This is a genomic window from Paenibacillus contaminans, assembly GCF_003285015.1.
Lineage (GTDB): Bacteria > Bacillota > Bacilli > Paenibacillales > NBRC-103111 > Paenibacillus_V > Paenibacillus_V contaminans.
The window spans coordinates 78410-93190 of record NZ_QMFB01000003.1 but is presented as its reverse complement, the minus strand read 5'-3'; the positions used below and the strand labels follow the sequence as shown (position 1 = coordinate 93190).

The following is a 14781-nucleotide window of genomic DNA, read 5'->3' as shown; positions in this document are numbered from 1 at the left end:
TTTCCGCGGCATAGGGATTGCATGACACGGAGGACCTTATTAGGAGAGGATGGCCGAGGATGAGTCAACCGAAGCAAACTTCCCAGGAAGGGGAGGAACGGTATGCTACGCTGCAGAACAATGCCGGCGCGGTGCGCGCCATTTGTTCCGCGGTAGAAGGCACGCTCGGGCCCAAGGGGCTCGATACCATGCTGGTCGGCAGCCAGGGCGAGGTGCTCATCACGAATGACGGCGTCACGATTTTGGATAAAATGGACGCAGCTCATCCCGCGGCGAGGCTTATGATTCAGGTTGCCCGAGCCCAGCAGGAGAGAGTGGGGGACGGCACGACGACCGCTACCGTTATCGCAGGAGCTCTCGTTCAGGAAGGCGTTTCGCAGGTTTTGCGAGGCGTGCCTCCGGCGAAAGTCGCCCACGGCATTCAAGAGGCGGTACGCATCGCTGCGGCAAGCTTGATCGAGCGAACCAGAAGCATTGAAAGCCTGGACGACCCGATGCTGCGGCGAATCGCTTATATAGCGGGCCGCGAGAACGACGATATCGCAAGCCTTGTTATGGACGCCGCTAAACGGATCGGCGACCAGCTTCGAAGCGAGACGTTCCGCTTTGCCGATACGTTCACTTCCGCATTGAATGGGACGAATGAGGTATGGCCGGGCATCTTGATCAATAAAAGATTATCGCCGCCTTATCAAGCTGCGGAGGATCGCTCCGGAGCGGTAATCGTGCTTGTCGACGCGCTTGAACCCGAGCGAATGGACGAGGAGGCGCTCGTTACCGAATCGGGTTTCAAAGCCTACATGGAACAAAAAAAGCAGTTTCTTTACCATTTGCAGAAGCTTGCATCGCTTAATGTCGCATTGATCGCTCTCGAGCGGGGCGCCGATCCCGAGGCCGAGCAATTTTGCGAGGACAACGGCATCATGCTGCTGCAGCGCGTTACCTCTAAAGAGCTGCAGCGTCTATGCGAAATGGCGAAAGCAAGACCGGTGCGCCGTTCTGCTCTAGCCAAGCCCGCTGTCGAGCTTTCGGCATCGCTCGGTCATATCGGTCATTTGCGATATGACGAAACGCTTGGACAAGTCCGGCTTGCCGGCGGATCCGGCACCGCATTCGTCACCGCGATCGTCACGGCGCGGACGAAGGATGTGGCAGGCGAAAAGCTGCGGATTGCCAAGGATGCTGCGGCAGCCGTACAGGCTGCTTATCAGAACGGTTATGTGCCTGGCGGCGGCTCGGTCGAGCTTGCGCTTGCACGCGTGCTGGACAGACGCAGGGAAGCCGTAACCGGCATGGAAGGCTTTGGCTTGGAGGCTGCCTCGCAAGCGCTGAGGAAGCCGTTATCGCAAATCGTGACGAATGCCGGCTTCAATCCTTTGGAGAAAGTCGAAGAAGCCCGTGCGGCGCAGGTCGCGGCAGGGAGCGATTCGATCGGCATCGATTGCGACTCCGGCAAATTGATCGATTGCATCGAGGAAGGCATCGTCGACCCGGCAATCGTCAAGCTGCATGCTCTGCAGGCGGCAGGCGAGGTGGCGGGAGCGGTTTTGCGCATTCATACCGTCGTGAAGATGAAAACGAATCATAACGAATAAGAGCCTTATTAAGGAGGTGAACATATCTTGAAAGAACAGGATAAAAATGAACAAACGATAACCGAGGAAGCTGTAGACACGGCTTCGAACGAATCGGCTGCCGGCGAATCGGGTAGCGTTACATACGAACCCGAAAGCACGGACGCCGCTTCCGAAGCGGGTACAGACAATGCCGCCCAGCAAGATCCCCTTGAGGAGCTTCGCAAAGAGGCCGATGAGCACTATCAGCGTTTTTTGCGCACGCAGGCCGATTTTGATAACTTCCGCCGCCGTTCCAGACTGGAGAAGGAAGACTTCGCGAAATACGCTTCGATGAAGCTGATTGAGCAGCTGCTTCCGGTCGTCGATAACTTTGAGCGGGCGATTTCGACCAGCAAAGAATCGCAAGATTTCGCATCGCTTGTCAAAGGGATCGAGATGACGTTCAGACAGCTCGACCAAGTGCTCAACCAAGAAGGGCTTGCGCCGATCGAAGCGGTCGGTCAGCCGTTTAATCCGGAGCTGCACCAAGCGGTCATGCAGGTGGAATCCGACGAGCACGAAGACGGCACTGTCGTTGAAGAGCTCCAGAAGGGCTACATGCTGAAGGAAAAAGTTCTTCGGCCGTCTATGGTTAAAGTAAGCACCAGAGGATAACGAACGACGAACATCAAAGCGCTGCAACATATAATTTTAGGCGAAATTAGGGAGGTTTCGAGCAGTTATGAGCAAAGTAATCGGTATTGACTTAGGAACGACCAACTCCTGCGTAGCGGTCATGGAGGGCGGGGAAGCCGTCGTTATTCCGAATCCGGAAGGAAACCGGACAACGCCATCCGTTGTCGGCTTCAAGAAAGACGGAGAGCGTATTACAGGCGAATCGGCCAAACGCCAAGCGATCACAAACCCTGATCGCACGATCATGTCGATCAAGCGGCATATGGGAACGAACCACAAAGAAACGATCGACGGCACGAATTATTCGCCGCAAGAAATTTCCGCGATGATTTTGCAGAAGCTGAAATCCGACGCAGAAGCATACCTTGGCTCCACCGTTACGCAAGCGGTCATTACGGTTCCCGCTTATTTTAACGACAGCCAGCGTCAAGCGACGAAGGATGCAGGCAAAATCGCAGGTCTTGAAGTACTGCGTATCGTCAACGAGCCGACTGCGGCCGCTCTTGCTTACGGACTTGACGATCAAAAAGAAGAAACGGTTCTCGTTTTCGACTTGGGCGGCGGAACGTTCGACGTTTCGATTCTCGACCTCGGCGACGGCACGTTCCAGGTTGTAGCAACAAGCGGCGACAATAACCTCGGGGGCGACGATTTCGACCAAGTCGTTATCGATTATTTGGCAGCCGAGTTCAAGAAAGACCATGGCATCGATCTGAGCAAAGATAAAGGCGCGGTTCAGCGTTTGAAGGATGCAGCGGAAAAAGCGAAGAAGGAATTGTCCGGCGTCCTGACGTCGACTATTTCGCTGCCGTTCATCACGATGGTTGACGGCGTTCCTCAGCACTTGGAAATGAACTTGACGCGCGCCAAATTCGAGGAGCTTTCCGCTAATCTCGTAGAACGTACGCTTACGCCGACTCGCCAAGCGTTATCCGATGCTGGACTTACGGCCAATGACATCGACAAAGTTATTCTTGTCGGCGGTTCGACTCGTATTCCAGCCGTTCAAGAGGCGATCAAAAAGCTGATCGGCAAAGAGCCGCACAAAGGCGTTAATCCGGACGAAGTCGTTGCACTCGGAGCAGCCGTTCAAGCCGGCGTACTGACAGGAGACGTTAAAGATGTCGTTCTGCTGGACGTTACTCCATTGTCGTTAGGTATCGAAACGGCAGGCGGCGTATTCACCAAAATGATCGACCGCAATACGACGATCCCGACAAGCAAGTCGCAAGTATACAGCACGTACGCTGACATGCAAACAAGCGTGGAAATCCACGTTCTGCAAGGCGAGCGTTCGATGGCTGGCGACAACAAAACGCTCGGACGGTTTATGCTGGGAGATATTCCGCCGGCGCCGCGCGGCGTTCCGCAAATCGAAGTGACGTTTAACATCGATGCCAACGGTATCGTAAATGTTACGGCGCTTGATAAAGGAACGGGCAAAAGCCAAAATATTACGATTACTTCCTCCAGCGGCTTGAGCGACGAAGAAGTCGAGCGCATGATGAAGGACGCCGAAGCACACGCTGAAGAAGACCGCAAGCGCAAAGAGCTTGTCGAGCTTCGCAATTCCGCTGACCAGCTCGTCTACACGACCGACAAGACGATTAAGGATCTTGGCGATAAGGTTGACCCGGCTGAAGTGGACAAAGCGAACGCAGCGAAAGAAAACGTCAAAAAAGCGCTGGAAGGCGACGATGCCGAAGCGATCCAAAAAGCGACCGACGAGCTGAGCGAAATCGTGCAGCAGCTTTCCGTGAAGATGTATGAGCAAATGGCTGCCCAGCAGCAAGCTCAGGAAGGGCAAGCCGAAGCGGGAGCGGAAGGTCCTGCCAAAGGGAAAGAGAATGTCGTTGACGCCGATTACGAAGTCGTTGACGAAAATAAAAAGTAAGGCGATTGCCGAAGGTTTCAGAAGAGTCAAAGCCGATGTTCGATCGGCTTTGACTTTTCGTTCGAACGTATCATTCCGCTGACATGTTTCAGTTTCATTCGGCAAACGGACGGCGTCGGATTTACGCTTCGTGTCGTTTTTCGTGAAAACGATTTGCCGTCAGAGACGGGTTAGCCTTGGAATCTTATTGCGTATATACGGTTGTTTTTTGGGGGTGGATAGGTGAGTAAGCGCGATTATTACGAAGTGCTTGGCGTTGGGAAGGATGCTTCCGGGGAAGATGTGAGGAAAGCTTATCGCAAGCTCGCCCGCCAGTATCATCCGGACGTCAACAAAGCCGCGGATGCGGAAGTGAAATTCAAAGAAGTGCAGGAAGCGTACGAAGTACTGAACGACGATCAGAAGAGAGCGACCTATGATCGCTTCGGCCATGTCGATCCGAATCAAGGAATGGGCGGCGGCGGTTTTAACGGCGGAGATTTCGGCGGCGGCTTCAACGATATTTTCGATATGTTTTTCGGCGGCGGTGGCGGTGGTCGGCGCAACCCGAACGCACCGCAGCGAGGCAATGATCTGCAATATTCAATGACGATCGAGTTCAAGGAAGCGGTGTTCGGCAAGGAGCTGGACATTACGATTCCTCGTACGGAATCTTGCGACCGTTGCCACGGATCCGGCGCCAAGCCGGGAACGAAGCCTGAAACGTGTACGGTTTGTAAGGGCTCCGGCCAGCAGGAAGTCATTCAAAACACGGCTTTCGGACGAATTGTCAATCGCCGGGTATGCAGCGCATGTAACGGGCAAGGCCAGACGATCAAAGACAAGTGCGGCGAATGCCACGGCAGCGGTAAAGTCAAAAAACAGCGCAAAATTCATATTAAAGTACCGGCCGGGGTGGACGACGGCGCTCAGCTGCGCGTTTCCGGAGAAGGCGAGCCGGGAACGAAAGGCGGTCCGGCCGGCGATCTCTACATTGTCATCCGCGTTAAATCGCATGAATTTTTCGAACGCGAAGGCGACGATATTTACTGCGAGGTACCGTTGACTTTTGCACAGGCGGCTTTGGGCGATGAGATTGAAATCCCGACGCTGACCGAGAAAGTAAAGCTTAAAATTCCTGCGGGTACGCAAACGGACACCTACTTCCGGCTGAAAGGAAAAGGGGTTCCGAAGCTGCGCGGATACGGTCAGGGAGATCAGCACGTCAAAGTCGTCATTGTGACGCCGACCAATCTGAATGATGAGCAGAAAGATTTGCTGCGCAAATTTGCCGGATTGGGCGGAGAGCATACGCATGAGCAAAACCAGTCGCTGTTCGAGCGGATGAAAAAAGCGTTTCTCGGCGACTAATTGGCAGCATTAAGTGAAGCAAGGGAGCGATTGACGCTCTCTTGCTTCTTTTTCTGTGCATACCTTCCGAATGTATAAAACGAAATGGAAACAGCATAATAAGACGGTGCTTTATTATGCGCCGAAGGCGGAAGGGAGGGTAATATATGGCTAATAACAATAACAACCGTGAACAGCAGCAGCAAGCTAACCGCAATCTGCCGGTTGCATCTGCGGAGGACGTCGAATTTTCCGAAGCGTTCGCCGATCAAGCGGATCGTGAAGCCGCTCAGCGCGCAGCTGCAGCCAACAACCGTCAAGCGGGGCAAAACGGTCAATCGGAGCAGTAAACATACAATGCAGCCTTCAATGGGAACATGAGTAAGCTGTACGCATCAACTTGCAGCTGAACGCATATCTCCGAAGGAAGCGTTAAGGAGGTCGGCCGTATGCCGGAGAAGGCGATTTTGGCGTATTTCCATAGCCCGGAGGAAGCGCTCGGAATACAAACTAAGCTTGCTGCGCTTCGTATCGCCGATGTAAAAGTCGGCCGTGTCGAAGGTTTTCCGGACGATCACGCCTTTGAGGGCATGAATCCGCTGACAGGTTTCGTTACCGGTTTGTCGGGTTTGACGATGGACGCTTCGCCATCCTCGCCGGATGCGGCCGTCTTAATGGCTGCGGATCCGAATGCGAGCGGCATGAGCGGAGGGACGGATATGCTAAGGCGCGACGGCGAAGCGGATGGAAATTCCGCTTATGCGATGAGAAACATATCGCTTACAGCGATCGTCGACGAAGCGATGTTCGAGAAGGCGTGCCGATTGATTGAACAAGGCGGCGGTCTCATTTGAAGACGGCGACGGCTTTTGTATTTACATAAGGAATGAAGAAAAAGCAAACCGGAACTCGGCAGATTCCGATTTGCTTTTATTTTTTCGCTTATCTTTCGATTGACGAATTATACGAAACATCTTCTTGGTTTTTTTTCGGCTTTTTGTATAGTACAATTAGATTTGGAGCGGCTGTTAAACTTTTGAAGCGGCTCAGTGGAGAATAGAATAGGAGTGTTTATTTTGCGTTGGCATGAATTGACGGTACATACGACCGAGGAAGCGGTCGAGATGATTTCGAATTTTATTCACGAGCTGGGCGCGGGCGGCGTTTCGATCGAGGAATCGGGTACGCTCAATAAACCCCGCGATACGACGTATGGAGAATGGTACGAGCTGCCGCTGAACGATATTCCCGAAGGACGAGTCGTGATCAAAGGTTATTTTGCCGAAGGTTCGGATATGGCGGGAACGACGGTGGAGCTGAAGAAACGAATCGACGAGCTCGCCGAATACGGGATCGATGCAGGAAATCCGGCAATCGATTGCATAGAGGTGGATGACGAAGAGTGGGCGCATGCTTGGAAGGCCTATTTTAAACCGATCAGAATTTCGGACCGCCTGACGATTAAACCGACTTGGGAAGAGTACGAGCCGCAGCCGGAGGAGCTCGTTATCGAGCTGGATCCCGGCATGGCATTCGGTACAGGCACGCATGCGACTACGGCGCTATGCCTCCAAACGATCGAGAGAGTCGTGCGTCCAGGTGATTACGTCATCGATGTGGGTACGGGCTCGGGCATATTGGCGATCGCTGCAGCAAAGCTGGGGGCGAAACACGTGCTTGCGCTGGATCTGGACCCTGTAGCGGTTTCGAGCGCCAAGGAGAATGCGATACTGAACGGCTTGGAGCCGCAAATTACCGTTGCGGAAAGCGATCTGCTGCAAGCTTTGCGCGCGGGCGGAATGGTGACGGAAGAAAGCGGACAAGCGCAAACGCAAGGGAATGAGGCGCTGGGCGTCGAGCTGCCTGTTCAGGTCGTCGTCGCCAACATTTTGGCGGAAGTAGTCGTCATGTTCGTCGACGATGTTTACAAGGCGCTTGCGCAAGGCGGGACGTACATCGCATCAGGCATTATTGAAGCCAAACGGCCGATGGTGGAGGAAGCGTTGACGGCTGCCGGGCTTACGGTGGAAGAGCGTTATTATGAATTAGATTGGGTGGCAATCGTCGCCAGAAAGCGGTAGGTGGACCAGTTGAACGGATTGCTTTTTTATAGTTGGGAAGAGTTGCCTTTCGTATTCTTAGCGCTGGTCGTAGGCTTCACCGTCCACGAATTTGCGCATGCTTATACGGCTTATAAATTTGGCGATCCGACGCCCAAGAACATGGGACGGGTGACGCTGAATCCCCGCTATCATCTTAGTCTTTTTGGAACGATCATGATCTTTCTGATAGGCTTCGGCTGGCCGAAAGGGGTCTTGATCGACCGCCGCAACTTCAAAAACCCGCGGCTCATGGACATTATCGTGACTGCGGCAGGACCTGTCAGCAATTTAATCATTGCGTTTATCGGTCTATTGCTGGTTTTTCTGTTCCAGGCATTCGATCTGAAGGACTCGATCTCCGGCGGCAGCGCGCAAGCGATCCTGCTATTCCTCGGACTTTTGATACAGCTTAATATGATGCTGTTTATATTCAACCTGATTCCGCTGCCGCCGCTTGACGGATATGGCATCGTCAAAAACTTTTTGCCGCTGCGCACGCAGCTGAAAATCAGCCAATACGAGCAGTGGGGCATATACGTATTTCTGCTTATCGTGTTCCTCCCGCCGCTTAAGAAGGTGACGATTTACCCGCTATATTCGCTGTCCAATTCGATTCTTAAAGGGATGAACGATCTGCTTGCCGTCTTTTTCGGATTTTCGATCCTTCCATCCTATTGATTCAAGCCCTTCGGTAAAAGCTGCCGTAATCGTACGGCGGCTTTTGGCCGTTCCCGGAAGGGTTACGCCGCTCGGTCAATTGACTCGCTTCAGCCGATCGATTTCCAATTCGTGCACACCCAGCTTGGATGCCAAATAATGAATATCGCGCTTCGTGGCAAAGCGCTCCGCCAAAGCTGCCGAATGAAGCGCCGTCGCATCCGTATCGCTCAGGGTGTCCGATTCCGTACCGGCTTCCTCTTTGGCCGGCTCCGGATTACGGAAGCTTTCGCTCCACAATTTCCACTCGCTGCGCATATCGTAGAGTTCATTGTGAAGGTTGTCGACGCGTATATGAATTTGCTCGAGCCGCCCGTTCAACATCGTAAAACGGTCCATCAGTTCATTGCGCAGCAGCCCGGTTTCCGCCTTTACGACGGCGCGGAGCGCTTCAAGCAGCTCTTGGTGCATCATAACCCCTCCGATATTCGATTTATAAATATGATTATATCGGAAGAAACGAGAATAATCGAGTGGTTTTGATATTTAACGAATATTATTTTGATGTGCAATCGAAAGGGAGAACGGGTATGGCGATTTCCATCGCCACGCGCAGGTATTTCGTGTCAAGAGTGGCATTCCGGCCGCAAAAGTTGTAAGATGAAGGTTGGAACTTTTGTAAAGGTTGGATGCGAGATGCAGCGGTATTTTATTCCTCCGGACCGGTTCGAAGCCGATCGGATTACGGTTACGGGAGACGACGCCCATCATTTGACCCGTGTTATGCGGGCGGAGATCGGCGATACATTTATTTGCAGCGACGGACGCGAGCGTGAAGCGCTCGTGGAAATAACGCAGCTTGGCAAGGATACGGTCGAGGCGGCGATCGTCGAATCGCTGTCCATGACCAGCGAGCCCGATGTCAACGTCTGGGTGGCGCAAAGCTTGCCGAAGGGCGACAAAATGGAAACGGTCATTCAAAAGGGAACGGAAATCGGAGCTTCCCGTTTTATCCCGTTCATATCGGAGCGGACGATCGTTCAATACGACGAGCGCAAGGAATCGAAGCGGCTCGAGCGCTGGCATAAAATCGCCAAGGAAGCGGCAGAGCAAGCGCATCGGAACCGGATTCCCGGCATCGAGTCGATGCACAGCTGGAAGCAGCTGCTCGCGCGGGCGGGCGATTTCGCGCTTGCGCTTATTTGCTACGAGAAGGAAGGGCAGCTGCAGCTTCGCGAGCTGCTTCGCGGTACGGTCGGCGAACAGGGCGAAAAATCCGGGTTACCGAAGCAAGTGTTGTTGATTATCGGTCCGGAAGGCGGCTTTACCGAGAAGGAAATAGCCGAAGCCGAACGGGCGGGCTGCAAGCCGGTCAGCCTTGGCAAACGCATTTTGCGCACGGAAACGGCTGCATTGGTCGGAGTAACGTGCATTCTATATGAATCAGGAGAGATGGGAGGTTGACTTATGTCGACGGTTGCATTTCACACGCTAGGCTGCAAAGTTAACTTTTACGAAACCGAAGGCATCTGGCAGCTGTTCAAAAATGAAGGCTACGAGCAAGTCGATTTCGAGCGGACCGCAGACGTTTATTTAATCAATACGTGTACGGTAACGAATACGGGGGATAAAAAGAGCCGTCAGGTCATCCGCCGCGCGATTCGCCGCAATCCCGAAGCGATCATCGCCGTCACGGGCTGTTATGCGCAAACGTCGCCGGCCGAAGTAGCGGCCATTCCGGGCGTCGATATCGTTGTCGGCACGCAGGACCGTGACAAAATCATTCCGCTTATCAAGCAATTCCAAGCGGAGCGTACGCCGATCAACGCGGTTCGGAACATTATGAAAACCCGCGAATTCGAAGAGCTGGACGTTCCCGAGTTTTCGGACCGGACGCGCGCATTTTTGAAAATTCAAGAGGGCTGCAACAATTTCTGCACGTTCTGCATCATTCCTTGGTCGCGCGGGCTTCTTCGTAGCCGCAAGCCGGAAAGCGTACTGCAGCAGGCGAAGCAGCTTGTAGACGCCGGCTACAAGGAAATCGTCCTTACCGGTATTCACACCGGCGGTTATGGCGAAGACTTGGAAGGCTACAGCTTGGCTAAGCTGTTGTGGGATTTGGATAAGGTTGACGGAATCAGCCGGCTGCGCGTCAGCTCGATCGAAGCGAGCCAAATTACCGAAGAAGTGCTTGAAGTGCTCAAGGGCTCGGATAAAATGTGCCGGCACTTCCATATTCCGCTGCAAGCGGGCGATGACGACGTGCTGAAGCGGATGCGCCGCAAATATACGACCGCCGAGTTCGGACGCAAAATCGAGCTGATTCACAAAATTATGCCCGATGCGGCCATTACGACGGACGTTATTGTCGGATTCCCGGGGGAAACCGAAGAAATGTTCCGGAACGGCTACCGTTTCATGGAACAAATGCAGTTTGCCGAAATGCACGTATTCCCTTATTCGAAGCGGACCGGCACGCCGGCGGCGAGGATGGAGGATCAGATCGACGAGGAAGTGAAAAACGCCCGCGTTCACGAGCTGATCGATTTGTCCGAGCGGATGCAGCTGCAATACGCACAGCCTTTTGTCGGGCAGGTGCTTGAGGTCATACCGGAGCGGGTTTACAAGGAAGCGCCGGGAAGCGGCTTGATTATGGGGTATACGGACAATTATTTGCAGGTCGTATTCGAAGGACCGGAATCGATGATCGGCGAGCTCGTCAAAGTGAAAATTACGGAGGCGGGCGTCAACGAGTGCAAAGGTTCGTTCGTCCGTTCGTTAGCGCCTGCCGCGGGAATGAATGCCGCGGTTATCGTTTAAAGATTTGGCAGCAGTTCATGGGGGAAGGATTTCGTTCCGGCTATTACGGGAATGAAGTCCTTCTGTTTTCCCAAGCATACATAATAGGCGGATTGGAAAATCAGGCTTACGTACAGGGAGGATGAAAGCGTGAAGGAAATTTCAGCTGGCGGTGTCGTGTATCGGCACAAGGATAAAACGCTGCAAATACAGATGATTCAGGATCGGTACGGTAAAATAACGCTTCCGAAAGGGAAAATGGAGCCGGGCGAAACGGTCGAGCAAACGGCGCTGCGCGAAATTTTGGAGGAGACCGGTATCGAAGGACGAATCGTCGAGCCGTTAGAAACGATCGCTTATCAGTTTTCGCTCCCGGAGAAGGGGATCGTAGACAAAGAAGTGCATTATTATTTAGTGGAAGCGACCGGCGGGGAGCTGCAGGCGCAAATCGAAGAGATTCGCGGCGTGGAGTGGCTGCATCCGTTAGACGCATGGCTGAAGCAAAAGCATTCCGGATACGGAAACAATGAGTCGGTGCTCGGCAAAGCGCTGCAGCGGCTCGGTTACGAGGTGAATTGAGATGACGGGAATGGAAGGCGAACCGCTTGCATCCTACATCGATCATACGCTGCTCAAGCCGGATGCCCGTGCCGAGGCGATCGAGAAGCTTTGCAACGAAGCGATGCAATACGGTTTTTTTAGCGTTTGCGTGAACGGCGGCTGGACGCGTTTCTGCCAAGAACGATTGAACGGCTCTGGCGTTCGGATCAGCGTCGTTGCGGGATTTCCGCTCGGAGCGATGAGCAGCCGGACGAAAGCGTTCGAAGCGGCGGATGCCGTGGAGAACGGGGCTTCCGAGATCGATATGGTGCTGAATGTCGGCCGGCTTCTGGACGGCGATTACGCGGCCGTAGAACGCGATATACGCGGCGTTGTCGAGGCGGTGAACGGATCGGCGCTCGTCAAGGTCATATTCGAGACAGGTTATTTGAACGAGGAGCAGAAGCGGATCGCATGCCGGCTCAGCGAGCAGGCGGGTGCGCTTTACGTCAAAACGTCGACGGGCTTCGGACCGGGCGGTGCGACGGTTGACGACATCCGATTGATGCGGGCCTCCGTAGCGCCGGCGACCGGGGTAAAAGCGTCGGGTGGCGTTCGCGACAAACAAACCGCGCTGGCGATGATCGAAGCGGGAGCGACGCGTATCGGCACGAGCTCGGGGATTGCGATCGTATCCGGAACGGCGGGACAAGCCGCTTACTGAAACGAGGCGCGCCGGCGGCGTTCAAGTCGACTTCAGTCTGCTCCATATCGGCAAATAGCAGAAGGGCAAGGCAATCAGCGACCCGATAAGGTTGAACAGCGTCTGCGCATGCGCGACTTGCTCCCCGGGACTTGAGGCGAATAAAGCCGTAAACGCGGCGAGAACCGAGATGAACGGATAAAACAAGACCGCGCCCGCTACGTTTAACGTGACATGGCTCCATGCGACCCACGTGCCCGCGCGGCTGCCGCCGATGCTGGCGACGAGCGCCGTTGCGCATGTGCCGACATTGGCGCCGATCGTGATCGCGATGCCAAGCTCGGGCGAAATCGTTTGCGATGCGGCGAGGCCCATCGCCATCACGATGATGACCGCGCTCGAGTGTATGAGAGCGGCGATTGCGGCTCCTGCCGCAATGCCCCACAAGGCGTTGTGCTGCGCTTGTTGGACGAGCCATGTAAAGACCCCCCGTTCGCGAAGCTCGGGAATAACCGCCTGCATGGTCTCCATGCCAAGGAGGACGCAAGCGAAGCCGCTTAGCGCAATGGCTCCATGACGGAACGAGCGGGCGGCGTTTACCGTTCGCTCGTTTGTTTTGGCGATCGCTGCGGTAAGCGCCGAGAGTACCCACACGGCCGCCGAGCCCGCAAACAGCGGTACCGCATATCGGGCGATATCGAGGCTGAGCAGCTCGGTCGTCAGCGTCGTGCCGATATTCGTGCCAAGAATAATGCCGAGCGACTGCGGGAAGCTCATGAAACCGGCATTGACAAGGCCGATCGCGATGACCGTGACGGCCGAGCTGCTTTGCAGCGCCGCTGTCAGCGCCGTCGAGGTCAGCATGCCGCGTGCGGGGGTGCGGGTAAATCGCTCCAGCAGCCGCTGCAGACGGTTGCCTGCAAGCGCGTGAAGCGAAAGCTCCATCACCTTCATGCCGGCGATAAAGACGGCCAATCCTATAAGCAGCGGAATAATGACGGATCTGAACATAACCGCTTGTCTCCTTTCCCGAAACATCATCCCATTATATGCTTGGCCATCTCTAGGAATGACGAAAGCAATTCAGCGAACGAACGGAACGGAGAGGAAAACCGACCTATGATCGTATTGAACAAACAACGCAAAAAAAGATTGGAGCAGGGCCATCCCTGGATTTTCCGCAGCGAGGTCGACCGTATCGAAGGCGAACCGGCACCGGGCTCCCTTGTGCCGATTCATAACCATAAAGGCGCGTATTTGGCGACCGGATACTATAACCCGCAGTCACAGATCGTCAGCCGCGTCATCTCGCATACGCACATCGCCGACATGGATACGGCTTTTTTCGCCGATCGGCTCGCGCGATGCTTGGAGCTTCGCCGCCGTTTCGTAACGAATACCGATTCCTTCCGGCTCGTTCACGGCGAAGCCGATATGCTGCCGGGACTTGTCGTCGATAAATTCGCCGATGTTCTCGTGGTTCAGCTGCTTACGCTAGGAATGGACCTGCGGCGCGATGCGATCGTTCAAGCGCTCGTTGACGTTATGCAGCCATCCGGCATATACGAGCGAAGCGATGTGCCGGTTCGCGAGCTGGAAGGGCTCCCGCAAACGAAGGGGCTTATTTACGGACAATGCCCGCGGCATGTCCGCATTGTGGAGAACGGCCTCCAGCTCGAAGTCGACATTGAAGAGGGGCAAAAAACCGGCTATTTCTTCGATCAGCGTGAGAACCGCGCATCAATAGCATCGCTTATGACAGGATGGGGGCGCCGCAGCGGCATCGAGCTGAAGGAGAATCCGGATAACGGCGAAATGGTGCCGGTTAACGCCAACGGCAAAGTCGTCACTTTTCCGTATTGGGACGGCGCGACCGTTCTGGAATGCTTCTCCCACACCGGAAGCTTTACGCTCCATGCTTGCAAATACGGAGCCAAGAAGGTGACCTGCCTCGATATTTCCGAGCATGCCATCGATAGCGCCCGGCGCAATGTCGCGCTGAACGGCTTCGAGGACCGCGTCGAATTCGTCGTCGCGGACGCCTTCGATTATTTGCGGGAGCAGGTGCGCGGTGCGGATGAGCGAAGCTTGCGCGGGCAGGCCGCCGGGAAGAAGGTGGACACGTCGAAGCCGCTGGAGAAGAGCGGACGCACGTGGGACGTCGTCATTTTGGATCCGCCGGCCTTCGCCAAATCGCGGAGCGCCGTGGAAGGGGCGTGCCGCGGCTACAAGGATATTAATCTTCACGGTATGAAGCTTGTTAACGAAGGCGGCTTTCTTGTTACCGCAAGCTGCTCGTACCATATGAAGCCGGAGCTGTTCCTGCAAACGATCCACGAAGCGGCGACCGATGCCGGGAAAACGCTGCGGCTGATCGAGTGGCGCGCGGCCGGCAAAGACCATCCTCATGTGCTGGGCGTGGATGAAGGAAATTACTTGAAGTTCGCCGTTTTCGAAGTGACGAGCAAATAGCGGATACTGCGGTCTTGGCTGGCGAAGCCAAGG

The 14781-nt window shown here is 54.7% G+C and carries 15 protein-coding genes; 13 read left to right on the top strand and 2 right to left on the bottom strand.

Annotated features, from left to right (window positions below; genetic code table 11):
• Positions 1-59: 59 nt before the first annotated feature.
• The 8 genes from DQG23_RS07005 (at position 60) to DQG23_RS06970 (ending at position 8255) form a co-directional block, all read left to right on the top strand.
• Positions 60-1595 (top strand): TCP-1/cpn60 chaperonin family protein, encoded by a 1536-nt coding sequence (locus tag DQG23_RS07005; RefSeq protein WP_113030113.1) that lies wholly within the window; start codon positions 60-62, stop codon positions 1593-1595.
• 27 nt (positions 1596-1622) lie between these two features.
• Entirely contained in the window at positions 1623-2231 is a 609-nt protein-coding gene (grpE, locus tag DQG23_RS07000) for a nucleotide exchange factor GrpE (RefSeq protein ID WP_420330213.1), read from the top strand.
• 67 nt (positions 2232-2298) lie between these two features.
• Positions 2299-4146 (top strand): molecular chaperone DnaK, encoded by a 1848-nt coding sequence (dnaK, locus tag DQG23_RS06995; RefSeq protein ID WP_113030111.1) that lies wholly within the window; start codon positions 2299-2301, stop codon positions 4144-4146.
• A 222-nt stretch (positions 4147-4368) separates the two neighbouring features.
• Positions 4369-5496: a molecular chaperone DnaJ gene (gene dnaJ, locus DQG23_RS06990; RefSeq protein WP_113030110.1), complete on the top strand. Its 1128-nt coding sequence runs from the start codon at positions 4369-4371 to the stop codon at positions 5494-5496.
• 146 nt (positions 5497-5642) lie between these two features.
• Positions 5643-5825: a YfhD family protein gene (locus tag DQG23_RS06985; protein ID WP_113030109.1), complete on the top strand. Its 183-nt coding sequence runs from the start codon at positions 5643-5645 to the stop codon at positions 5823-5825.
• A gap of 99 nt (positions 5826-5924) precedes the next feature.
• Complete coding sequence (locus tag DQG23_RS06980; RefSeq protein ID WP_113030108.1) at positions 5925-6329, top strand: hypothetical protein; 405 nt, start codon at positions 5925-5927, stop codon at positions 6327-6329.
• Positions 6330-6551: 222 nt separating this feature from the next.
• Positions 6552-7556, top strand: coding sequence for a 50S ribosomal protein L11 methyltransferase (prmA, locus tag DQG23_RS06975; protein WP_113030459.1), 1005 nt, complete (start codon positions 6552-6554; stop codon positions 7554-7556).
• Positions 7557-8255 carry a site-2 protease family protein gene (locus DQG23_RS06970; RefSeq protein WP_337589387.1) on the top strand — a complete coding sequence of 233 codons (699 nt, stop codon included), beginning with the start codon at positions 7557-7559 and terminating at the stop codon, positions 8253-8255.
• Positions 8256-8330: 75 nt separating this feature from the next.
• On the opposite strand, the gene DQG23_RS06965 is transcribed toward DQG23_RS06970, so the two are convergent.
• Positions 8331-8708: a hypothetical protein gene (locus DQG23_RS06965; RefSeq protein ID WP_146762259.1), complete on the bottom strand. Its 378-nt coding sequence runs from the start codon at positions 8706-8708 to the stop codon at positions 8331-8333.
• A 222-nt stretch (positions 8709-8930) separates the two neighbouring features.
• On the opposite strand from DQG23_RS06965, the gene DQG23_RS06960 reads away from it, so the two are divergent.
• The 4 genes from DQG23_RS06960 to deoC all read left to right on the top strand — a co-directional run bounded on the left by DQG23_RS06960 (position 8931) and on the right by deoC (position 12297).
• Positions 8931-9698: a 16S rRNA (uracil(1498)-N(3))-methyltransferase gene (locus DQG23_RS06960; RefSeq protein ID WP_113030106.1), complete on the top strand. Its 768-nt coding sequence runs from the start codon at positions 8931-8933 to the stop codon at positions 9696-9698.
• Between the two features lie 3 nt (positions 9699-9701).
• Positions 9702-11054, top strand: a complete 1353-nt coding sequence (mtaB, locus tag DQG23_RS06955) for a tRNA (N(6)-L-threonylcarbamoyladenosine(37)-C(2))-methylthiotransferase MtaB (RefSeq protein WP_113030105.1) — start codon at positions 9702-9704, stop codon at positions 11052-11054.
• A gap of 129 nt (positions 11055-11183) precedes the next feature.
• Positions 11184-11612: an NUDIX hydrolase gene (locus DQG23_RS06950; RefSeq protein ID WP_113030104.1), complete on the top strand. Its 429-nt coding sequence runs from the start codon at positions 11184-11186 to the stop codon at positions 11610-11612.
• Position 11613: 1 nt separating this feature from the next.
• Positions 11614-12297, top strand: a complete 684-nt coding sequence (gene deoC, locus DQG23_RS06945) for a deoxyribose-phosphate aldolase (RefSeq protein WP_113030103.1) — start codon at positions 11614-11616, stop codon at positions 12295-12297.
• A 21-nt stretch (positions 12298-12318) separates the two neighbouring features.
• On the opposite strand, the gene DQG23_RS06940 is transcribed toward deoC, so the two are convergent.
• Entirely contained in the window at positions 12319-13287 is a 969-nt protein-coding gene (locus DQG23_RS06940; RefSeq protein ID WP_113030102.1) for a Na/Pi cotransporter family protein, read from the bottom strand.
• Positions 13288-13395: 108 nt separating this feature from the next.
• Between DQG23_RS06940 and DQG23_RS06935 the strand changes: the two genes are divergently transcribed.
• Complete coding sequence (locus DQG23_RS06935; protein ID WP_113030101.1) at positions 13396-14748, top strand: class I SAM-dependent rRNA methyltransferase; 1353 nt, start codon at positions 13396-13398, stop codon at positions 14746-14748.
• The last annotated feature ends 33 nt before the right edge of the window (positions 14749-14781 follow it).

Excerpts from the sequence above, each read along its gene's own strand:
- DQG23_RS07005 (WP_113030113.1), top strand. The coding sequence starts at position 60 with ATGAGTCAACCGAAGCAAACTTCCCAGGAAGGGGAGGAACGGTATGCT.
- dnaK (WP_113030111.1), top strand. The coding sequence starts at position 2,299 with ATGAGCAAAGTAATCGGTATTGACTTAGGAACGACCAACTCCTGCGTA.
- DQG23_RS06985 (WP_113030109.1), top strand. The coding sequence starts at position 5,643 with ATGGCTAATAACAATAACAACCGTGAACAGCAGCAGCAAGCTAACCGC.
- DQG23_RS06980 (WP_113030108.1), top strand. The coding sequence starts at position 5,925 with ATGCCGGAGAAGGCGATTTTGGCGTATTTCCATAGCCCGGAGGAAGCG.
- DQG23_RS06965 (WP_146762259.1), bottom strand. The coding sequence starts at position 8,708 with ATGATGCACCAAGAGCTGCTTGAAGCGCTCCGCGCCGTCGTAAAGGCG.
- DQG23_RS06960 (WP_113030106.1), top strand. The coding sequence starts at position 8,931 with ATGCAGCGGTATTTTATTCCTCCGGACCGGTTCGAAGCCGATCGGATT.
- mtaB (WP_113030105.1), top strand. The coding sequence starts at position 9,702 with ATGTCGACGGTTGCATTTCACACGCTAGGCTGCAAAGTTAACTTTTAC.
- deoC (WP_113030103.1), top strand. The coding sequence starts at position 11,614 with ATGACGGGAATGGAAGGCGAACCGCTTGCATCCTACATCGATCATACG.
- DQG23_RS06940 (WP_113030102.1), bottom strand. The coding sequence starts at position 13,287 with ATGTTCAGATCCGTCATTATTCCGCTGCTTATAGGATTGGCCGTCTTT.
- DQG23_RS06935 (WP_113030101.1), top strand. The coding sequence starts at position 13,396 with ATGATCGTATTGAACAAACAACGCAAAAAAAGATTGGAGCAGGGCCAT.